At 37.8% G+C, this 22,088-nt stretch carries 23 protein-coding genes and 1 CRISPR repeat array; of the genes, 5 read left to right on the forward strand and 18 right to left on the reverse strand.

Features of this window, described 5'->3' with window-relative positions; translation table 11 throughout:
* The first annotated feature begins 414 nt into the window (after positions 1–414).
* Positions 415–3,047: a CRISPR direct-repeat array (repeat unit 32 nt; unit sequence GTCGCACTCTATATGGGTGCGTGGATTGAAAT).
* 165 nt (positions 3,048–3,212) lie between these two features.
* From N784_RS04035 to N784_RS04050, 4 genes are all read right to left on the reverse strand, one after another.
* Positions 3,213–3,410: a YwbE family protein gene (locus N784_RS04035; RefSeq protein WP_036832590.1), complete on the reverse strand. Its 198-nt coding sequence runs from the start codon at positions 3,408–3,410 to the stop codon at positions 3,213–3,215.
* Positions 3,411–3,570: 160 nt separating this feature from the next.
* Positions 3,571–3,840 carry a zinc ribbon domain-containing protein gene (locus tag N784_RS04040; RefSeq protein ID WP_036832592.1) on the reverse strand — a complete coding sequence of 90 codons (270 nt, stop codon included), beginning with the start codon at positions 3,838–3,840 and terminating at the stop codon, positions 3,571–3,573.
* Between the two features lie 12 nt (positions 3,841–3,852).
* Complete coding sequence (gene fmdA / locus N784_RS04045; protein WP_036832594.1) at positions 3,853–5,031, reverse strand: formamidase; 1,179 nt, start codon at positions 5,029–5,031, stop codon at positions 3,853–3,855.
* Positions 5,032–5,230: 199 nt separating this feature from the next.
* Positions 5,231–5,596, reverse strand: a complete 366-nt coding sequence (locus tag N784_RS04050; protein WP_036832597.1) for a PH domain-containing protein — start codon at positions 5,594–5,596, stop codon at positions 5,231–5,233.
* A 133-nt stretch (positions 5,597–5,729) separates the two neighbouring features.
* On the opposite strand from N784_RS04050, the gene N784_RS04055 reads away from it, so the two are divergent.
* Positions 5,730–6,947 carry an MFS transporter gene (locus N784_RS04055; protein ID WP_036832601.1) on the forward strand — a complete coding sequence of 406 codons (1,218 nt, stop codon included), beginning with the start codon at positions 5,730–5,732 and terminating at the stop codon, positions 6,945–6,947.
* A 49-nt stretch (positions 6,948–6,996) separates the two neighbouring features.
* On the opposite strand, the gene N784_RS04060 is transcribed toward N784_RS04055, so the two are convergent.
* Entirely contained in the window at positions 6,997–8,025 is a 1,029-nt protein-coding gene (locus tag N784_RS04060; RefSeq protein ID WP_036832603.1) for a FecCD family ABC transporter permease, read from the reverse strand.
* Positions 8,025–9,068: a FecCD family ABC transporter permease gene (locus N784_RS04065; RefSeq protein WP_036832607.1), complete on the reverse strand. Its 1,044-nt coding sequence runs from the start codon at positions 9,066–9,068 to the stop codon at positions 8,025–8,027. The genes N784_RS04060 and N784_RS04065 overlap by 1 nt, the downstream gene beginning before the upstream one ends.
* 234 nt (positions 9,069–9,302) lie before the next feature.
* Between N784_RS04065 and N784_RS04070 the strand changes: the two genes are divergently transcribed.
* On the forward strand, positions 9,303–10,271 hold the full coding sequence (locus tag N784_RS04070; RefSeq protein ID WP_036832609.1) for an ABC transporter substrate-binding protein: 969 nt from the start codon (positions 9,303–9,305) through the stop codon (positions 10,269–10,271).
* 225 nt (positions 10,272–10,496) lie between these two features.
* Here the strand turns inward: N784_RS04070 and N784_RS04075 are convergent, their stop codons facing one another.
* The 8 genes from N784_RS04075 to N784_RS04110 form a co-directional block, all read right to left on the reverse strand.
* Positions 10,497–10,796 carry a nucleotide pyrophosphohydrolase gene (locus N784_RS04075; protein WP_052127119.1) on the reverse strand — a complete coding sequence of 100 codons (300 nt, stop codon included), beginning with the start codon at positions 10,794–10,796 and terminating at the stop codon, positions 10,497–10,499.
* Positions 10,797–10,955: 159 nt separating this feature from the next.
* Entirely contained in the window at positions 10,956–13,154 is a 2,199-nt protein-coding gene (locus N784_RS04080; protein ID WP_084600121.1) for a UvrD-helicase domain-containing protein, read from the reverse strand.
* Positions 13,139–13,570 (reverse strand): hypothetical protein, encoded by a 432-nt coding sequence (locus tag N784_RS04085; RefSeq protein ID WP_036832618.1) that lies wholly within the window; start codon positions 13,568–13,570, stop codon positions 13,139–13,141. The genes N784_RS04080 and N784_RS04085 overlap by 16 nt, the downstream gene beginning before the upstream one ends.
* 255 nt (positions 13,571–13,825) lie before the next feature.
* Complete coding sequence (locus N784_RS04090; RefSeq protein ID WP_036832620.1) at positions 13,826–14,032, reverse strand: helix-turn-helix domain-containing protein; 207 nt, start codon at positions 14,030–14,032, stop codon at positions 13,826–13,828.
* Positions 14,033–14,041: 9 nt separating this feature from the next.
* Positions 14,042–14,518 carry a DUF2975 domain-containing protein gene (locus N784_RS04095; RefSeq protein ID WP_036832622.1) on the reverse strand — a complete coding sequence of 159 codons (477 nt, stop codon included), beginning with the start codon at positions 14,516–14,518 and terminating at the stop codon, positions 14,042–14,044.
* A gap of 329 nt (positions 14,519–14,847) precedes the next feature.
* A complete protein-coding gene (locus tag N784_RS04100; RefSeq protein WP_036832624.1) occupies positions 14,848–15,384 on the reverse strand; it encodes a GNAT family N-acetyltransferase in 537 nt (178 codons plus the stop codon).
* A 218-nt stretch (positions 15,385–15,602) separates the two neighbouring features.
* Complete coding sequence (locus N784_RS04105) at positions 15,603–15,896, reverse strand: hypothetical protein (RefSeq protein ID WP_036832627.1); 294 nt, start codon at positions 15,894–15,896, stop codon at positions 15,603–15,605.
* The gene (locus N784_RS04110) at positions 15,886–16,878 is read right to left on the reverse strand and encodes an alpha/beta fold hydrolase (protein ID WP_036832631.1); all 993 of its coding nucleotides are present in this window, start codon (positions 16,876–16,878) and stop codon (positions 15,886–15,888) included. Before N784_RS04110 ends, N784_RS04105 begins: the two co-directional genes overlap by 11 nt.
* A gap of 103 nt (positions 16,879–16,981) precedes the next feature.
* Between N784_RS04110 and N784_RS15910 the strand changes: the two genes are divergently transcribed.
* Complete coding sequence (locus N784_RS15910) at positions 16,982–17,599, forward strand: HIRAN domain-containing protein (RefSeq protein WP_052127121.1); 618 nt, start codon at positions 16,982–16,984, stop codon at positions 17,597–17,599.
* A 161-nt stretch (positions 17,600–17,760) separates the two neighbouring features.
* Here the strand turns inward: N784_RS15910 and N784_RS04120 are convergent, their stop codons facing one another.
* The 3 genes from N784_RS04120 to N784_RS04130 form a co-directional block, all read right to left on the reverse strand.
* The gene (locus N784_RS04120) at positions 17,761–18,744 is read right to left on the reverse strand and encodes a tRNA dihydrouridine synthase (protein WP_198134391.1); all 984 of its coding nucleotides are present in this window, start codon (positions 18,742–18,744) and stop codon (positions 17,761–17,763) included.
* Between the two features lie 540 nt (positions 18,745–19,284).
* Positions 19,285–19,524 (reverse strand): helix-turn-helix domain-containing protein, encoded by a 240-nt coding sequence (locus N784_RS04125; protein ID WP_036832635.1) that lies wholly within the window; start codon positions 19,522–19,524, stop codon positions 19,285–19,287.
* 205 nt (positions 19,525–19,729) lie between these two features.
* Positions 19,730–19,927 (reverse strand): hypothetical protein, encoded by a 198-nt coding sequence (locus N784_RS04130; RefSeq protein WP_036832637.1) that lies wholly within the window; start codon positions 19,925–19,927, stop codon positions 19,730–19,732.
* 139 nt (positions 19,928–20,066) lie between these two features.
* On the opposite strand from N784_RS04130, the gene N784_RS04135 reads away from it, so the two are divergent.
* Together N784_RS04135 and N784_RS04140 are read left to right on the forward strand one after the other, a co-directional pair.
* Positions 20,067–20,351 (forward strand): hypothetical protein, encoded by a 285-nt coding sequence (locus tag N784_RS04135; protein WP_052127122.1) that lies wholly within the window; start codon positions 20,067–20,069, stop codon positions 20,349–20,351.
* 343 nt (positions 20,352–20,694) lie between these two features.
* Entirely contained in the window at positions 20,695–20,895 is a 201-nt protein-coding gene (locus N784_RS04140; protein WP_036832641.1) for a hypothetical protein, read from the forward strand.
* An 800-nt stretch (positions 20,896–21,695) separates the two neighbouring features.
* Here the strand turns inward: N784_RS04140 and N784_RS04145 are convergent.
* Positions 21,696–21,809 carry a replication domain protein gene (locus N784_RS04145; protein WP_232305969.1) on the reverse strand — a complete coding sequence of 38 codons (114 nt, stop codon included), beginning with the start codon at positions 21,807–21,809 and terminating at the stop codon, positions 21,696–21,698.
* Positions 21,810–22,088 lie beyond the last annotated feature (279 nt).

The raw sequence follows: 22,088 nt of genomic DNA on the forward strand, positions 1-22,088 counted from the left end.
AAGAAGCTATACTAAAAACAAATCAATATACCTAAATATAACTGTTTTAAAAACTATCTCCACTATAACAATTATACTATTTAATAGGTAAAAAGTATTGATGAACAGAATATTTTTACAAAGTTTACAAAAGGCATAGCTTGTTGTATAAATCATTCTCTTAAGACTACTGTATCAAAAATGGTGCACATATTTTTGTACACCCCCTAATTAAATTTATTAACAATGTAAAAACACTTTTTGAAGTGCGAATCCGAAGCTCACATGAAATCGCTAGAAGGTTCGCACCTGTTTTATCATAGTTTTAATACTAGATATCATGTATAATAGTAAATAAACACCAAATGAACCAACTTACTTGCGATTAATAATAGGATATTTTGTTTTTTCTAGGGAAAACCTATATTTTTCGCTGTCGCACTCTATATGGGTGCGTGGATTGAAATCCATCTGTAAGTGGCGGTGGTTCCGGTGGTTCTATTGTCGCACTCTATATGGGTGCGTGGATTGAAATGTAATAGCAATCCTAATTTTGCGAATTATGTTAGGTCGCACTCTATATGGGTGCGTGGATTGAAATAACAGGGGAAGGAGACAAACCGATCTCTGATAATATCGTCGCACTCTATATGGGTGCGTGGATTGAAATTCCATTATCCAAGTCCTCAATAAGCGCTTGCATGGTCGCACTCTATATGGGTGCGTGGATTGAAATTGTGACAGCTTTGTCACCTACCATTGTATACTTGTCGCACTCTATATGGGTGCGTGGATTGAAATTTTGCTACGGATCACTACTACATTACGTCATCGAGTCGCACTCTATATGGGTGCGTGGATTGAAATTGCTTTGGTTCAGCAGGCGTAGGCTCTTCTTTAGGTCGCACTCTATATGGGTGCGTGGATTGAAATAAAGCTATATGCTCGGCTCCTACCACACCTCTCACGTCGCACTCTATATGGGTGCGTGGATTGAAATATTTCCGCCTTTAGCGACTTGCTTACCCCATTTTTGCGTCGCACTCTATATGGGTGCGTGGATTGAAATAACTTTTAAACATTGGTCAAAAGGGCATCGTGTAACGGTCGCACTCTATATGGGTGCGTGGATTGAAATTTGCTTTTTTAGCACGCTCTAACGTGCTAAATGGTCGCACTCTATATGGGTGCGTGGATTGAAATTTAATCTTATACCATTCATTCCTCATTGTGTTTAGTCGCACTCTATATGGGTGCGTGGATTGAAATCTTTACTTTTTGGAGCATTTTTATAATTCCAATAGCGTCGCACTCTATATGGGTGCGTGGATTGAAATGACGCTCTCATTTAAAATGTAATCTAGTTGCATGTCGCACTCTATATGGGTGCGTGGATTGAAATCTTGGTTATAGACAACGGCAGTTAACTCCGTTTGTCGCACTCTATATGGGTGCGTGGATTGAAATCTCTCTATCAAGCACTTATGCCGTGCTTGATTGAAGTCGCACTCTATATGGGTGCGTGGATTGAAATTTTTGAGTTTTGTTCTAGCTTCTTTTGCGTTCTGTCGCACTCTATATGGGTGCGTGGATTGAAATCTCTTGAGATTGAGCCAATTCTTGCATTGAGCCGGTCGCACTCTATATGGGTGCGTGGATTGAAATTTAAGCGATTTTAAAGTAGTTAACATGGAAACTGAACCGTCGCACTCTATATGGGTGCGTGGATTGAAATAACATCGACACCGCATTCTTTAAATCTTTTAAAGTCGCACTCTATATGGGTGCGTGGATTGAAATCGTCAGTGTATATAAGCGTTTATCAGTCATATCCTTGTCGCACTCTATATGGGTGCGTGGATTGAAATGGGTATGTTCTATATATATCCTCAAGTAGTCGGGGTCGCACTCTATATGGGTGCGTGGATTGAAATTTTTAGGTTGTGATAAATGCCTCTTCTTGTGGCGTCGCACTCTATATGGGTGCGTGGATTGAAATTATTTCTACGGTAGTGGATTTGACAAACCGTCAATAGTCGCACTCTATATGGGTGCGTGGATTGAAATGTGCATACTCAACGTCAACATCTTTTGACTTACCTGTCGCACTCTATATGGGTGCGTGGATTGAAATCACCTCATAGTCTATCCTAGCCAGCTGGCTGTCCCGTCGCACTCTATATGGGTGCGTGGATTGAAATATCCATTGTTTTAGCCATTATGATTCCTCCTCAGTCGCACTCTATATGGGTGCGTGGATTGAAATACAAATTTTGGCTCCACGTTTACGGAGGCTGGTGAGTGTCGCACTCTATATGGGTGCGTGGATTGAAATCTTTAATACAAAGAGTTTCCGTAATATCTTTAACGTCGCACTCTATATGGGTGCGTGGATTGAAATCCGTAACCAAAGCCGGATTATCAATGTCTTTTTGAGTCGCACTCTATATGGGTGCGTGGATTGAAATCTGCCGTACATATCCCTACGGACAAACTAACGGGGGGTCGCACTCTATATGGGTGCGTGGATTGAAATAACGTGTGAAACATTTTTAAAAAAAGAACAAAAAGTCGCACTCTATATGGGTGCGTGGATTGAAATTGCAATATAAAACGTAAATTTACGCCCTTCTCGCGTCGCACTCTATATGGGTGCGTGGATTGAAATCTCGATCCGTGGGTCAGCGATATTTTTAGCTGCGTTAAGTCGCACTCTATATGGGTGCGTGGATTGAAATTAATGTAGTATCAAGTCTTGCATACGGCGCAAAACGTCGCACTCTATATGGGTGCGTGGATTGAAATATGGCACCGCGAGCATATTTCCAGCCCGCGGTAAGTCGCACTCTATATGGGTGCGTGGATTGAAATACAGCTTCGCTATGGGACTTGTCGTTTGATAACGTCGCACTCTATATGGGTGCGTGGATTGAAATTTCGACCCATGGCTCTCCTTCGAATGTTTTGCCGGTCGCACTCTATATGGGTGCGTGGATTGAAATATCTAGTGTGGTTTCGAAAGTCTTAGAACCTAACGTCGCACTCTATATGGGTGCGTGGATTAGAATTTCACCTATACCTCATATATAACCAAAACTATTACCGCCCCCATATGAGAGCATAAAGGAATTTATGTTCAATCATGTTTACAAATGGTAAGTCAGCAGTAAACATGCACACCCAAAAAGCCCTAACCAAAAAAGTTAGGGCTCTCGCTTAGTTACATTAAATATTCAATCCTTCTCTATTTCCTTTACTCGCCCAACTATACCACCTTCAAGCATTACTTTAATGCCGTGCGGATGCTGTGAGGAGTTCGTCAATATTCTAGAAACAACGCCTTCTGTTAATTTACCGGTTCGTTGATCTTGCTTTTGTACGACCTTCACGTTCATGCCTGGCTTGATATTTTCTCGTTTTGTTCCTGTCAATTTCAGTGCTCCTTTAAGTAGTATGTTATTTTCATTCACCATAACATAGCTCGCTTTTTTATCATCTACTAATATGGAAAAGGGGAAAAATTATTCTCTCATTATAGCATTGAAGCCGTAAGATTATAAGTCACTCCTCCAAAACATACTAGGCATAATATCAATGTCCGGCTTGCCAGGGCCTCGGAGCAGAGGGCACACGTTTCTTTGAATTGGGTAAATCGGTTCGGTTCACAACACGTGGCTCCATACCACGTTCCATTCTACTTTTCACTTTGTTATCCATTTGATTCGTCATGGGCGCCCTATAAACGCGTTTACTTAATTGATTGCATTTGGCGCATTCCGCTTCTTGATGACTTCCTCGCATATGGTTATACCAAAGTGTAAATTCACCACAGTCTGGGCACAAAAATGTATAGCTTGGCAACTGGAAGCCTCCTTATTTCGGCATGATATCAAATGTAAATATATCTTTAGGAAGTGCAATCGTACAGCAAGAATTAGGAATATCGACAACTCCCGCTAAATGCCCTTGAACAGGTGCAGAACCAAGGAGCATATAGGCTTGTTCACCAGTAAATCCATGTGCTTTCAGAAATTCAATCGCATTTAAACAGGCATTGCGATAAGCTACATTGGCGTCCATATACGTTTGCTTTCCTGTAAATTCATTTACCGATACCCCTTCAAATACAATATATTCATTATAGTGAGGATCCATTGGACCTGGTCGGAAAGCAGGGTTCTTCTTAATTTGATACTTTTCCATACCACCTTTGATAACTTCTACGTGTAAATCGATCCATCCAGGCATTTCAATACCACCGCAGAAGGTGATTTCTCCATCTCCTTGCGAGAAGTGTAAGTCACCTACGGATAATTTTGCTCCTTCTACAAACACGGGGAAGTAGATTTTTGAGCCGCGTGATAAGTTTTTAATGTCACAGTTCCCACCATTTTCTCGTGGTGGCACTGTACGAGCACCTTCTCTCGCAACTCGGTCAAAGTCTTCTCCTGTCAAGGTCCCTAAAACCACACTATCTTTATCTGGTAGATTGGCTAATGGTGGCACACGCTTCGGATCTTGATCGACAAGTTCTGATTCACGACGGTTCCATTCATCAAGCAGCTCTTGAGAAGGGGCAACTCCAATTAGACCTGGATGAATAATACCTGCAAATTTAACGTTAGGAACGTGACGAGAGGTTGCATAAATACCATGGAAATCCCAAATTGATTTTGCTGCCTCTGGATAGTGGTCCGTTAAAAAGCTACCACCATTTTCTTTAGCAAAAATCCCATTAAATCCCCACTCGTGTGCACTAAATGTACCAATGTCGAGAATATCAACAACAAGCAAATCACCTGGCTCTACACCATTAACATACACTGGACCACTTAGTACATGGACACGATTCAGATTGACATCCCGAATATCGGAAGGGTCATCATTGTTACGAATTTGTCCATCCGTCCAATCCAAGCACTCCATTCGGAATGATTCACCTGGATTCACCGAAAAAGCAGCAGGAATATCGGGATGCCATCGGTTGTGTCCCGGTACATCTTGCTTATCCATCGTCTTGTTCAAATCCACTTGAAATAACTTTTTTGGCATGTCCTCTTCATCCTTTCAAGATTGAGGTATCTTAGTGTAAATTCTTAGAAGCCCCACACAAAATACAAAAGAATTTAGCTTTAGCTTATCTTAAACTTTTGTAATTTTCAATCTATTTTAACCAATAAAATGCCTACAACAATTTACTAAAGAAGCCCTCCATCATTACGATAACAAAAGGCTTCAAGTATGATGCTCTCTACAAGATATACGTGGCAATCAACCGATCAAGCTTACGGACATCTACTTTTCTATTTAAATTCAATTTAAAATTCCCCGCTCTTGTCCACAGTTCAATTTCTGTATTAAGGTCAAACTTCCCACTATTTTCAGTAGAATACATCGTAATCGACTTAAAAGGAATCGTGTACATTTCAACCTTCTTTCCTGTAATTCCTTGGCGGTCAGCAATAATAAAACGCTTATTCGTAATAACAGCTACATCACGTACCGTTTTATAAGCTAATACCGCCTTTTCTCCTTCTACTAACATATCTTGCATGTCATTGGGAACTTCCGTTTCTTGATCAAATGTCCATGCCATGATTTCATTTACAGATGCCATGTTACGCCCTCCTGATTGTATACAATTTTGTTCGCAAATATATATTCGACATCCTATTAGAACATTCCTTCTCAAACAGATTCATTTGGATTTTTAGCACCGTGCAGTACAATAAGACAAGAGGTGACGAAATTTGAGTGAGCAAAACAATCTAGGAATTAAAAACAATCTATTACCTTTCTTTTTATTAGTATTTATTAATTTCTTCGTCGGGTCGATGGTTGGACTAGAACGAACCGTTTTACCCCTTATAGGTGAAGAACATTTCGGTATGGTTTCTGCTAGTGCTAGCATTTCTTTCATCGTTAGCTTCGGTTTCTCTAAAGCAATTGTGAACTTTTTTGCTGGGAATCTTTCTGATCGTATCGGTCGTAAACAAGTTCTTCTACTCGGTTGGGGAATCGGGATACTAGTTCCATTCTTTATCATCATTGCCGAGTCATGGTGGGTCATTGTATTCTCTAACGTTTTACTAGGTCTGAACCAAGGTTTAACGTGGTCAATGACTGTCAATATGAAAATAGATATAGCGAAAAGCACCGAAAGAGGCATTGCTGTTGGTCTAAATGAATTTGCCGGTTATATAGGAGTTGCTGTTGCTGCCATTGCATCAGGGTATGTCGCAACAACGTATTCCTTAAGTCCAGAACCATTTTATATTGGCATTGGGATTGCTATTATAGGCTTTTTCTTATCTTTATTCGTTCAAGAAACAAGTACCTCTGTGTCGAATCGCCAAGCACAATCCAAAAATCAGACATTATCCTTGAAAGAAGTCTTTCATTTAACCACTTGGAAGAATCGAACTTTATCCATTATTAGCTTAAATGGCATGATGACTAATTTTAAAGATGGCATGGCTTGGGGATTATTCCCTTTATTCTTTGCTTCTAGTAGTCTTTCAATTAACCAAATCGGAACTATTATTGCCGTTTATCCAGCAGCTTGGGGGTTCTTTCAATTATTTGTTGGTGCTTTAAGTGATCGCATCGGTCGCAAGTTACTCATTACAATTGGGATGTGCACACAGGCATTTGCTTTGTGGGGAATACTTCTCGTAGATAACTACGCTTTATGGCTCTTTTTCTCTTTCCTACTAGGGATTGGTACGGCCATGGTATATCCTACCCTTATTGCTGCAGTGAGTGATGTCGCTCACGCTGACTGGCGAGCTAGCTCATTAGGAATTTACCGCTTCTGGCGAGATAGCGGATACGCATTTGGAGCATTAGCGGCAGGATTTTTTGCTGATTTGTTTAGTATCGAATGGGCGATTGCTATTGTAGCCTTATTGCCACTCTTAGCCGGAATACGAACTGCATTTACAATGGAAGAAACACTAAAAATATAACAAAAGAATCCACCAAGCATTTTTGCTAACTGGTGGATTCTTTTTGTCACTATTTCTCTCGCGCTAATAAATATAAAAAGTATGGTGCACCAATAACTGCGACGACAATACCAGTAGGAATCTCGGTTTGAAAGATAGAGCGCCCGATCGTATCTGCTGCAATAACAAGTAAGCCACCTGTTAAAGCAGATGCAGGTAATAGAAATTGCTGCCTTGCTCCTACAAGTTGTTTAGCCAAGTGAGGACCAATCAATCCAACGAAACCAATTCCACCACTAACCGCTACGCTTGCTCCTGCTAAGCCGACAGCAGCAGCAAGTAACAATCGTCTTTCTCTTTCTACAGCGACACCTAGCCCATTTGCCATTTGATCACCTAAATAAATAACATTTAACGTTTGCGCTTTTAAAAATATATAAGGGAGTAATAGCATAACCCATGGCAACAATGCAAGAACAAAATCCCAATTCGAACCCCAAATACTTCCTGCTAACCATGTTGCCACAAATTGATAGCTTTCTGGTGTTAAACGAAGAGTTAATACAATCATTGCTGAACTAATACCTGCTGCTACTGCAACACCTGTTAAAATTAATCTTGTAGGTGAGATTCCTTCTCCTTTTTTATATGCCAATCCGTAAATTAAAATTGCAGCTAGTCCTGCACCAATAAATGAAAGAAAAGGTAAGAACATAATTGACATAAAATTCTTTTCTGGAAAAAATGTAATATAAAGGACAACCATTAATCCCGCACCCGAATTGATGCCAAGAATGCCTGGATCAGCTAAAGCGTTTCGGGAAATTGTTTGCAAAATGCACCCAGATACAGCTAATGCCATTCCTATCAAAACAGAAATAACGATTCTAGGCAAACGAAATTCAAACAAAATAACCTCTTGCTTATCCGTCCCTTTCCCAAATAATGTTTCAAATACTTCTAATGGAGAAAGTCGAATATATCCTGTATTCATACTAATAATAAATGCAACGACAATGAGAACAACGAGTAGCCCAATCACCAGAACCTTCTTCATATTTGTTTTTTGTTGTTGATTTTTCTTAAAGGTCGTGTTCATTACAACTCTTTACCTCCTTTCCTTGCAATATAAAGAAAGAAAGGTACACCAATCACGCCAATTAATGCTCCTATTGGCGTTTCATATGGAGCGTTTAAAGTTCTTGCTGCTAAATCGGCAAGAACCAATAACAAACCACCATATACCATTGAATTTGGAATAATCCAGCGGTAATCATGCCCTACAATTGCCCGAGTAATATGAGGAATGATTAGCCCAACAAAGCCTACACCACCGACGACAGATACGGCAGTACCCGCTAATACAAGTACAATCATCATTCCAACCATTTTAACGACCTTCGTACGCTGCCCGAGTCCAACAGCTACCTCTTCCCCTAAACTTATCATCGTAATAGACCGAGAAATAATCCAAGCACTGGCTAATGCCACAACTGCAATAGGGGTTATAATCTTCAAATGATACCATTTGGCACCAGATACCCCACCAGCATACCAGAACGCTAAATCTTGACTAACATTAAAATAAATCGCGATTCCCTCACTTAAGGCTATAAATAAGGAACTTACTGCTGCCCCTGCTAGCACTAAACGCATCGGTGTAAGACCATTTCTTGTCAAAGAGCCTACCCCAAATACGAGGCCAGCTCCTATAGTCGCTCCTAGAAAAGAAAATAAGATGATGAAAGAATAAGACAACCCTGGAAGAAAAGCAAAGCAAAGAGCTAATACAAACCCCGCACCCGCATTTAAACCTAACAACCCTGAATCCGCCAGTGGATTTCTTGTCATCCCTTGCATCACAGCTCCAGACACGGCAAAGCAAGATCCTACAACCGCCGCTCCTAACACTCTAGGTAAACGGACTTCTTGAATAACTTGGTGAGCCGTCACATCTTCATTATAGTGAAAAATGGAATTCCACACTGTCTTGAAATCTATATCCGCTGCACCTAACGAAATAGAAGCCATAATAGATAATATTAAAGCAATGATTCCTCCTATGAATAAATAAAGACCCACCATAGGTCGTGAAATTTTTTCCATCTCTATCTTTTCCTCATATGTCTCTGATGTTGACATGGAGAATAAGCCTCCTTAACCACAAACCTTTATTGATAATGAATTTCATAATCATTTGAATTGTACCAAATGCTGAACGATAATTATAGATGAATTTTCAAAAATCTAATTTTCTTCTTCCCTATCTGTATTTTTATTTTTTACTTTAGGATTGACCTTTTAAATGAACACGTGTATGATTACTTTTGTAATTGATAATGAATTTCATTTTCATAATATGAAAGGAGAAAGCGCATGCAAAATAATACAATAAGATTCATACCATTCCTTCTATTGTGCTTAATATTTATCATTAGTGGATGTAGCAATAGTAACGAGGCACAAGGCAGCGAAGAAAAACAGAATAATAAGGACAAGGACACTACTGCTGACGTTCGAGAATACGAAAGCTTAAACGGAACAATAGAACTTCCAGCGAATCCAGAGCGAGTGCTCGTAGCTGTACAAGATTATGTAGGAGATGTACTTGCATTAGGGGTGGAACCAGTTGGAGTAGCTGGGTGGATTTCTGAAACCTCGCCTTATCATAAAGATTTAATTAAAGGTATTGAAAATGTCGGAGAAAATCGAGAAGTAGATGTCGAAAAAGCAATGTCTCTTAATCCAGATGTCATCCTTACATATGACCCCAACATGTATGATAAACTATCCAAAATTGCACCAACAGTAGTCATTCCATTAGATTATGGCTACCACGATCGAATTACTGAAATTGGAAAAGTTCTAAATAAACAAGAAGAAGCAAACAAGTGGATAAAAACGTTCGAGTCAAAAGCAGAGGAGAAAAAGCAAGCATTAATTGATGCTAACAAAGGGGATATAAAAGTTGCGATTGTTGAACTGAGTGCGAAAGATATCTATTTAATGGGAAAAACATTTGGTAGAGGTGGACAAATCATTTATGAACTTCTTGAGCTTGAAGCACCAAAACCTGTAGAAGAAGAAGCATTTAAGAAAGGATGGGCAAGTATATCCGAAGAAATGATACCCGAAATTCTTGGGGAAGCAGATCATATCCTTTTAGGTGTTCGAGGCGATGCAGAAAAAATGGAAAGCACGATTACAGAAAGCTCATTGTGGAAAAGACTACCTGCTGTTCAAAGTGGCAATGTTCATCCATATAGCGTTGATGCACTTTATTATAGTGATGCAATTGCATTAGAACATCAATTAGATCAAATCACAGCAATGTTCTTAAAATAATAGAAATCTAAAGGAAATAGAACCCTTCCTTCGACACTAACACTCAATCGGAACATCTGATTTATCTGTTATTAGTACCGCCACCTACTGTATGTTGTTGACTACTTTATATTATTGAATAGCAAGGCACTATTTCCACAAAACAAGTTAACTACATACTATTACCTTCTAGTAAGGATAATAATTAAGCATGAAGAGAAGTGAGGAGTTTTGCCCCTCACTTCTTTACTTTACCGGATACTTTTCTCGATTCTTCGCCAATTTAGCAAGTACTTCCTTTTCTAAATCCATGTCCATTTTATCTGCCATTTGAATTAAGTAAATAAGAACATCCGCCATTTCCTCTTTTATATTTTGTTTCGACTCTGCAACAGCTTCTTCACTACTTCTCCATTGGAAATTCTCCAACAATTCATTTGCTTCAAGCGAAATAGAAAGAGCTAAATCTTTCTCTTCATGGTACTGCTTCCAATTGCGCTCATCACGGAAGCGTAATACTTCTTTATAAATGCTATGCATATTCATTGCTCCTTATATGGTTGTATCGATTATTTTATCATAATTAAAGTTCAGTCATTGGTTAGAAACGGAAAAATCCCTGCCCGTTAACACGGAACACCTAAAGGGACAAGTGTGCATTCACCTTATATAAAATGGCAAGTAGCGCCACATCTTCACACTACACTATCTCTCCACCACTTCACGTACGCCTTGCTTCATAACACTTCCACACAACGGACAATCTATCCATTCCTGTTTTGCCTCTTCCGGTTTATCCATTCGTTTCCAAGCAATGCAGTCGTTGCTTGTACATTCCCATGCACGGACAGACACCCTTTTTCCTGTTCTCTTTTGCTTTTTTTTCTGTGGCTTTTTATATTGTAATTGGCGTTTTTTAATTGGATCAGTAAATACATCCATGATAAATCTAGATATGCTCGTCTGATTGCCTTGGTTCAAGCGTGGGGAACTGATATATAACGACTGTTGCGCTCTCGTTATAGCTACATACGCTAGGCGGCGCTCTCCTTCTATTGCCAGCTCTGTTTTCTTCTGTTCATTCACTACTATATCCTTTTTGGCATTAGCCTCTAGAGCGGAACGATGTGGTAAAACATTTTCTGATGCTCCAATTAGATAGACAACCGGAAATTCTAAACCTTTTGATTTGTGAATCGTCATTAGCTTCACTACGTCAGCTTGATTGTTTCGGCGAAGTTGGTCCATTTGTTTGTTCTTTTCAATAATTTCATCGACAAATGTAATAAAATCGGCAATTGTTTTGTACCGGCTTGCTGAAGATTCAATTTCAGATAAAGTATCTTTTATCATTTCTTTATGCATAGTTAAATTCTTCCGTTTATCGGCATCTACATACGCATCATATAGTTTTCTAACTTCACGTACTGCTTCTAGCGCGGTCATTGCTTTCAACCGCTTCAACAGGCTAATCCGTTCCATAATATGCTTCTTTTGAAATGGTTTAATGTTCGGTAAATCAAGCGTATGAGCTAGCAAGTTGTGTTTAGGGCTTGTCATCTCTTTTCGCATAATGAACTCTGCTGTTTGTTCCCGGTTCAAATAAAGAGACGGTAATATTCCTGTAACAGCATCCATTTGATTCCCATCTAAAGCCAATCGTAAATGATCCATAACAGGTTTAACTAACGACTGTTCATAGAAGGTATTCTTATCCCCATACGTAACAAAAGGCACCTCTTGTAAAATGAACTGTTCATAAATAGCCCGGCTATTACTATTCGCGCGGTACAATATAGCATAATCCTTGTAAGCACGATCACCTGCTTTGACATCACGTATAATTTGCTGAACGATTTCCTCTGCTTCCTCATTCACATCATTCGGGCGTAAAAAATGTGGAGAAGCCTTTGCTTCATTAACAGCTTGTAACGTTTTATCATGGCGTTTCTTATTGAAAGCAATTACTTTATTGGCCAATCCAACAATACTCGTTGACGAACGGTAATTAACGTCAAGCTTGTACGTTTTCGTTTCTGGATACTGTTCACTGAAATTCAATATAATCGAAGCATCAGCACCATTAAACTCATAAATCGTTTGGTCATCATCCCCTACGACAAATAAATTATTTTGCGGAAGGGCAATCATTTTAATCAACTCATACTGCACCGGATTCGTATCTTGCCATTCATCACACAATACGAAAGCAAAACGATTTTGCATCATTTGACGCATGCGTTGATTTTGCTTCAATAAAAAATAGCAGTCCAGTAAGATATCGTCAAAATCCATATACCCATAGTTACGCTTCACCTTTTCATATTCTGTTAAAATTTGCTTCACTTCTTTGTCAATCAGCGTTTTTACTGGTAAACCTTCAACAGGTACCATGTTGTTCTTATAATGGGACAAAATAGCCAACAACGATTCTGGCTCATAATTATCTTTATAGCCAAGTTGCTTCATAATCTTTTTGAGATAAACATGCTTTTGCCGCTCATTACTCAAAATGTTGCGAGCATCTCCTTGCCCTCTTAATAATCTCAAAAAAATTGAATGATACGTCCCACTCGTTACATTTCTTACTACACTGGGCGATAAACCAGGCAACAACGCGAGCCGCTCCTTCATTTCTTGTGCAGCCTTCTTTGTAAAGGTCAGTAACAATATATCGCTTGGATCTACATGGTGAAAGGAGAGTAAATAACCAGCTCGTGACGAGAGCACTCTCGTTTTTCCGCTTCCTGCCCCAGCTAATACTAAAGCCGGCCCCTCATAATGACGCGTTGCTTGCAACTGTGGTTTATTCAACCAAATCCCACTTCTTTCAAGTGCACGAAAATAAGAAGCATCACTATCATCAGCCGTGACTAAATCAAACGTCGTCATCGCATTTGCCATTTCCGCCTTAGGTATAACGTTCCTCGTAGCCCCTTCTGGAAGAGTAAATGAAGCGCCCCATTGTTGAATAATTTTACAGGCGAGCGAACGATTGACTTCCCTATTATCATTAGCAAACCACCATTTACCTTTCTAATATCATCCTCCGTAATCGTTAGCTGATTTTTAGGAAGCGCCAATAAAGCTTCTAATATATTCTCACGTAATTCCCCGTTAGATGAATCAATATGTTGGAGCAAATACGGAAAAGCTACCGCACATTCCGCCGGATATTGCACCACCAACTTCCTAATCGCACAAGCAGCTAACCCCTTGTCCTTTTCCGAACCTTGTTGTAAATATCGCACTATATATTTAATAGCTTCATTACTATTACTCTCTCCTAATCCATAGGGCGACATCCGTTCGAAATCCATCATGATTCCCCCTCTATCAAAAAAACTCCTTCCCTAGTTTATCATTTTCCCACAACAAAATCCCCCTCCCTAATATTAGGAAGAGGGATTTTGTTGTGGGGATTTCTAGTTTAAATCAAATCTAACATTACATAATAACTGCAAAAAAGCTAACACTTTGCGAAACAACGTTATCTTTTTAGTGAGATTAGTGGACGAAGTAGTAGAGTGATAACAAGTAATATACTCTCATTACAATCTTCGTTTAGACGTATTTCATTCGTTTTTATACTCTAGTATATCACCAGGTTGACAGTCTAAAGCCTTACATATTGCATCTAATGTAGAAAATCTAACAGCCTTTGCTTTGTCATTTTTTAAAATGGAAAGGTTCGCCATTGTAATTCCAACTTTCTCCGATAATTCTGTAACGCTCATATTTCTTTTCGCTAACATTACATCTAAATTAACTATTATCGCCACAATTTCACCTCAAATTGTTAAATCATTTTCTGTTTTCATTTGTACTACCCCATTTAATAATTGTTGAAGCACAGCCGTGAATAGCATAATAACTATTGATGAAAAAAGGATGACCAACCCAATGATTGCTATACCAGGATGCAATGCACTTTGGGTCATAAGCGCAATCATGCCGATTACATAGAACGTGCCGATTATACCTGCACAGTACTTTATCCGACCCAAAGCACTTATCGATAGGGTTGAAAAAGCATGATTGATTTCAATATTCTTTAGGAGCCGCCAAGCTTGAATTAACGCAAAGAAAAATGGAATTACAGTGGCATACAAACCAAGGAGAACCGGATAATGTAAATAAGCAAACTCTGGATACAACTCTGCTGTATGAGTAGCAAGTGGCGGTAATGCAAAGGCACACAAACTACCTACAACGATCCCAATAACAACAACAGCTACTTTCAAGAAAATCACCATTCCACGTTTCATAAAGCACCTCACTTATTATTGTTATTTATATCCTATACTATATTTTATTGTTTATCAATAAATATGGGCACAAAAATCTGTAAATAAATATCAAAATGTAGGATTAAGCAACAAAACTCTGGGGAGATGCTCTATTTTTAAGTCCTAAATCCCCTTAAAATTAGCTTAGTTAATCGTTTAGTCATTCGAATTACTTCTTCTGTAAATTTTTTTACCGCTTCCTTTAATACGTATTTCAAGTGGTCAATAAAAATAAAAACTAAACTGTGAATAATGAGCTCATACTCATTTTTTACACAGTTTAGTTTGATCTCTTTAAATAAAGAAACTTATATGTTATCAGATTTTAATTTTGAATAGATATTTAAATCAACAAATGTTCCTTTTGATTTCTCCGCTTGTCTCATTGTTCCTTCATAAATAAAATGAAGTTTGTGTAGAACTTTAATGGAGTTTACATTCTCAGGTTCAACTTTCGCTTCGATTCTATTAAACTCCAAAGAATTAAATGCGTAATCCATTAAGGAAGCAATCGCTTCTTTAGCATATCCCTTCCCCCAATGCTTTTTAGCTATGTCATATCCGATTTCGGCCTTCGCATTTTCAAAGTCTATGAAATTATAACCGCAAGAACCAATGATTTCATTAGAGCTTAATTCTACTATGGAATAACGCAATGCTTCATTGTTTTGACTTAATTGATCAAGATGATAAATCATTTCTTTTGCCTGATTTTCGTTAGTAAAGTTACTTACATTCATATACCTAGTAACATCTGAATCAGACCATATGTCAAACAAACTCGGTGCATCTGAAATCTTCATTTTTCTTAAGTGCAATCTTTCTGAATATAAATCTGTAATCAATACCTTTACCTCCATTTTATCCTGTATTCTATGTTTATAGGTAAAAAAATATTGATATCTGCGCATCGTTCATTCCTTTCAAATTTGAAGTAATTAAATTGTATATTGTTTTTACCTTTCATACAAGATATAAGTGGAAGTACTCCACTAAAAAAACTGTATGAGCAAGAGCCATACATATTCTTACTTACACAGTTAAAATTACATTATTCTTACTACTAAAACCAAGATCTCAACCTTATATTTTCATAGATACCTTCATACATACGATCGATTTCCATAAGGTCGATTTGGTTTTCTTCAAATCGCTTTATGAGTACTTGATTCGCTTTTCCATCGAAGCTATGTTCTAGTTTATTGATGATATCTCGATGCTTTTCAGAAAGCGGTTGAACCGCATAACAATGGGCAAGATATTGCTTAAAGAATTCTATGCTTGCTTCTAACTCATTTTCTTGCCTATTCACTTCTAAGTAATTGTGCCACCAGTCAGTACTATCCTTATCTTTCATTTAATTCACCGATATCCAATAACATGGGCAATCCTTCTGGACCAACACCTGTTAAATCACGGAAGATTTCCTCTACATGAGAAGCATTTAACTTATCATACTTGCCAAAACCGACAGCATTGATGTATTTGCGCTTCAACTCTGTCATCGTTGTTATATAGTCATCGAGAAAATGTGTCAACGCCTTTCTTGTGGCTGAGATTTGTTCCTCACTTTCCTTCATCTCGATAACATAACCATCCATTAAACTGGACTGGATACGAATATGAAAGTCAGAAACACCACTATTTTTCAAGGCTAAAGGAGACATCTTTAATTGACCTTGTATCTTTTCATCGTATAATAGCCGTGGCAAGAAATAACCTTTCTCATCATACATACTATTGTCCATATAATTGTTAATACCGTGGCTACTTAATCCCCAGCATCCTTCTGCCGGATTACCCATATAGTAAACAGAACCTATTGAATCTTTATAGAATGTTCCTACAGCATCATCCGGGTAGGTGTAAGAAATGACATTATCCTTAAACTCACCACTTAATGCTCGCTTTTGATTTTCTTCAGATAATAAATCAAAGACATCCGCCGCAGCGAAGGTAATAGCATTTGAATCATATTTCACAGCATAATATTGAGCAAGTCCACCGCCTAATGAGTGACCAACAAAGGTAATATTATTGGCTCCATATTTCTGCACATATTTATTTACAACGTGATCTGCTTCGGTGAATTGATTTTTATTGGTATACGTGATGGTTTGATTGTTGGGGTTTAACTTAGCCTTACCAGTGGCGAGAGCTGCATCTTGCGAGGGTCTTGTTGTGTAGGGTGTTGTTCCATATTCCTTTTTGCTATAATTGGAATTACCAAGGACAATTCCCTCGACATCTTCTTGAACATCTTTTGCGAATTCGGAAAAGTCCGTGTCTTTCGTTTCATAAATCAGATTACCATCTTTAAGGTCGATGATATCTATCAAAGTCCAATGGGAGGATTGACCGTTGATGGCAGTGTTAATGAAGGAGTTGCTGACTTTTCGGCAGGGGTTGAAAATGATTATACTGTAGGGAGTATAGGGTTGAGTGAAGGGTTCCCCCAAAGGAAGGAAGAATGTAAAGAGCAAGCGTGCAAATAATAAACAGGACGGTATTCAGAATGGGGAAATATCTCAGCGATACCATGTAGGTAGGTTGCTTCATGAAGATGGCGTCTATACATTTTCATACGAAACAAAAGGATATAGAAGAAAATTGAAAGAAGCTATGGACAACGGCTATCGACCTCATTTAGCATTTCCAGATACCAATATGACATATACTTCCAATGTTCTTTTTGGCCCGTTTGCACGCCGTCTACCAGACTCACGAAGGCCGGACTACTCATCTGTGCTTCGAGAATTAGGCCTTTCGGCAGAGTGTACAGAGATGGATGTTTTACGTGAAAATGATCATGACAATAAAGCAATCGTCGTTATGTCTGTCAATGAAGAGAAGCTAGGATATATTCCTGCTTTTTATAGTAGTTGGATGTATGAAGTGATCGAGAAAAGCTGTAACTACCAAGCGAAGGTATGGGCAGTTCATCCACAAGCGGTTCCACATCGCAAAGTCAATATTTCGATTGTCGGCGAGATAAATCATTTTATGGACATTCAGGAATTGTTAAATGATAAAGAAGAATTACGGCTAGTGATGTGTTAAAGAACCAAAAAGCGTGCACTCATCCAAAATCGATGAGCGCACGCTTTTTCTATGCCCCAACCTCATCAAAGAACTTGAAACTGATTAAAAATAAGTACACATGAGTTAATGTGATTCATTTTTTTCTACCTTTTAGGGAGTTACTCCATTTCTCTATCCCATCAACGTTGTTTTCCGAAGGTGTCCAGCAATGCACGCACTTCATCTGTTGATTTCGTGTTCATCAATTGATTTCTTAATTCAGCAGCTCCTGGAAATCCTTTTACATAAATTTTAAAAAAACGATGCAGCGCTGTAATGGAACGTGGAAGTACTTCCGCATATTGATCTTGAAGGTCAAGCTGCAGTCTTAAAAGGTCTAGGTATTCTTTACTGCTATGCTCTTTTGGCTCTTTTTCAAAAGCAAAAGGATTTTTAAAAATACCTCGTCCGATCATAACGCCATCAATACCATATTGTTCAGCAAGCTGCAGCCCTGTTTGGCGGTCAGGAATATCTCCATTAATTGTTAGTAGCGTATTTGGTGCGATACGATCACGTAATTTTTTAATCTCCGGAATGAGCTCCCAATGCGCATCTACTTGGCTCATTTCCTTTCTTGTACGTAAATGAATAGAAAGGTTCGCAATATCCTGTTTTAACAGATGCATTAGCCACTTCTTCCACTCATTTACATCCTCATAACCAAGTCGTGTTTTCACGCTGACAGGCAGTCCACTTATCTTTGCTGCTTGAATAAGCTCTGCGGCAACATCTGGACGTAAGATAAGACCACTACCTTTTCCTCTCGTTGCCACATTCGGCACAGGGCAACCCATATTAATATCGATGCCTTTAAAGCCCATTTCTGCCATACCAATACTCATTCGACGGAAATATTCGGGATTATCCCCCCAAATATGCGCTACCATTGGCTGTTCATCCTCTGTAAAGGTCAAACGGCCACGCACACTTTTCATACCCTCCGGATGACAATAGCTATCCGAGTTTGTAAACTCTGTAAAAAACACATCCGGTCGACCGGCTTCACTTACTACGTGGCGAAAAACAACATCTGTTACATCTTCCATTGGTGCAAGTACAAAAAATGGTCGTGGTAAATCACGCCAAAAATTATCTATCATTTCAAACTCAAATCCTCTCACTATGAATACAACTTAAAACTCTTGGTCAAAAAATAGAAAGCCAAATAGTCCACTTCTATATACACTTATATCATGCTTAATAACTTATTATCAAATACAAAAACATTTGGACATTTATAATTTAGTGCAACAGCTAAAAAAATAGAAAGTCATCGTGATTCCGCGTATAGTTTAGGTTGACCAAAACACAAAACATACGGCGAGAATTCACGATGACTCAGACTCATTCTAACACGAAAAAGCGTACCTATACACATCTAACCGATATATTTAGAATACGAACTGTCACTGAGGACTATTGGAGAGAAAGTGGAGCACGATGTAAGTAACATCTCACGTGAAAAGAAACGAGGTTGCGTCCAACAAATCGATACCTTTTACAAACCTTTCATGAAGTATTTTCCATGAATGCCGCGGACCATGGCAAGAGTCTCTAATAACTTAAATTGGTGCGTGTTTTTAATCTTTTAGTAAAATCGCGGTCAAGTGGTCAATTTAAAATCACCTATCGAATTTATAAACGATAAGGGCTAATGCTTGCTATTCATCATACGGACGATATTTTTTCCTAAGTTCATTTAGTTCTTCTTTTTTATCCAAAATGACTGACTTCAAAAATACCTTTGGCTGATCTTTTGCTGGCTGTAGTTTACCGCTTTTCATTAAGTGACCAATACGAGCTTTGGATACATCTAATATTTCAGCAGCTTCTGCTGCAGATAACAATTCACGATTTAAAAAGGTTAATAACTCATCTGTAGATTCAAAGTGATAAGCCATACCTATCCCCTCTTTATTTTTATTATAATTAAAATTACCCTTACAAAGTGAATTAATAGTAAGATTCCGTATAATACATAAAATAATTTGTTATATATAGACGGTTGCTCAACATCTATAGTTCCATAAAGAAAATACGTACAGATAGCAAGCATCATTAAATTTGTATAACCAAACCTTTTAAGCATACTTTTTAGTGGATGTGTTACAATGTAATTGGGTAGGGAGGTTTTACCCTCCCTGTGTGTTTTTTTCGGCGCTTCTTTTTAGGAGCGTCTTTTTTGTTTTTCTTACGTTGTTCCTGCTGTATCACTATATCTTGTATGTCTTTCATGCTTGATGTGATTGCTTTGAGTATTCCTGATGCTAAAGCGATAAGCCCTAAAACCTTTTCTACATCCACTTTGTTTCCCCCCTTTCTATAATCTATTATAGCAAACCTATTCAAAAAATCGAATAGATATTCCTATCTTTAAATGTTAATTTATTGTAAAGAAGAAGGTAATAATATCTATTATGTCGAATTATTTAGTTAAATTAATTTGGAAAAGGAACTTTTAAGTATTTTTAAATATTGGGAAAGTAAATTAGAAAAGCATGAATGGTATTTTATAGATTCTTATGAAAGCATTATTAACGATCTAACTTCTGAAGATGCATTTAATAGCATCCCAGAAACAGTCTCTGTACCATTAAAATTAGAAAATAGCTTTCTAATAGGTGAAACAATTGATTTTATACATGAAATATATAATATAGCGGATATCACAGAAATACATCCTTATTTAGAAACTCTCATAAATAACAAACGAAAGGCAAATGGATAAAGCATTAGAGGAAATGGAATAACTAACAGCCTCATCCAACTAAGGACGGGGCTTATTAAATAGTGAAAATTCCACCTTATTGTTTACGTTGTAAACAATAAGTGTTATAATATAAATTATAAATATAGAAAGAAGGTGAAGAAGTGGAATACTTAGGAACCTCACTGAGTATACCACAAAATTGATGGAAATATTAATTATTATCATGCTGTCTATATCGGCAGTACTTGGCGTGTATCAGTTGTTCTTGCTAAATACTAAAAAGAAATTGCAAGCAGAAAAAGAAAGACTAGAAAATAAAAAGTCTAAAAGATAAGGAACAAATATTTTTGGAGTGAATAAAATGACGAACCTACCTAAGTTATACTCTAAAGCTGACATTGCTCGGCGTTGGAACGTGAGCAGACAAGTGGTTAAAAATTGGGAGTTAAGACACGATGATTTTCCTCAGCCAGTTATGTGGGTGCATGATAACTCCCTCCCTCTTTATTTAGAGGAAGACATTAAAAAATATGAAGTAAAAAGAGAGTTATTCAAGAAGTGAATCCATGAAAATAGATATGCGGAAACCAAGATTTTTAATATATCAATACATTTCTGATTTACGCACCTATGATATAATACCATCGAGCAGTACTCGATGTAATCTTTTATAGACTTTATAAGCAACAGTCTGTAAAGAGCTAGCGATTCTCCTTACAGTTACTATAACTGTTTAGAAGGGCGTTTAAAAATGACATTTATTTTGGCTCTCTCATCTTTTATTATTTCCTTAGCTACACTATTTATAGTTTTAAAAAAGAAATAAATTAATCAGATTGGCATGTTTTGTACATTACTCGCCCCCTCAAACTAAGGACGGGGCCAATTAATTTGCGAAAAGTGTATTGGAAGAGACAAGTCAATAAAGCAAAAAGCGGTGAGTAACATTGAAAGAGGAAATAAAGCCCCCACAAGCGTGAGGGCTTTATTGTTTTAATTTAAGCGCAGAATATCTCTCTAAAACCTAGATTTGAACAAATCGAAAAATTAGATGTTCTAGTAATTATTCATATTAAAAACCATTTAAAAGAAGGGGTAGAATTAGACTGTTTGAAAATATTAACACTTTTACATGAAACTCTAACACCTTTGAATACAAAATATGATATACAATTAACCTTATTTCCAGACGAAAATAGACTAGATAGAATATCAATTTAAACAAAAATGACTATATAGCTTTAAACAAGAAACTAGAAACAGGAGATATAAGCTAAGAAAAACATTTTCCCACTTATCAATTAAATCGATAAGTGGGAAAATAACTCAGTTCTTAACAAAATAATTTTTCCGTTTCCAATTCTACATAGCAATAATGGAATATCCATCTTCATCAGCTTTTTCATCATTATCTGTATGAACCAAATCACCATCTTCTGCATCATCAAGATTTAATTTTTTATGTATTTCCTTCAACAAACCACCATAAGAGGGCGGACGATGGGTATTCTCCCCTTTGCTATTTGAGTAGATATTCTATCTGGCAATAGTGGAGGAAAGCCTGCTCTTTCCGCAAGACGTAAAAAACGATTGCAGATTACGGGCTTTAAATAATATTTCAGTGGCACGAAATCCTCCAAAATCTGCCACGAGGAAGATACGCCTTCTTCTTTGAGCAAGTGTGGGCCTTCCCCAATATTGGGCATCCAACAATCGTCAAGCGATATCAACATCATTCCCACGGACCATTCCGGC

The organism is Pontibacillus litoralis JSM 072002, assembly GCF_000775615.1.
Lineage (GTDB): Bacteria > Bacillota > Bacilli > Bacillales > BH030062 > Pontibacillus > Pontibacillus litoralis.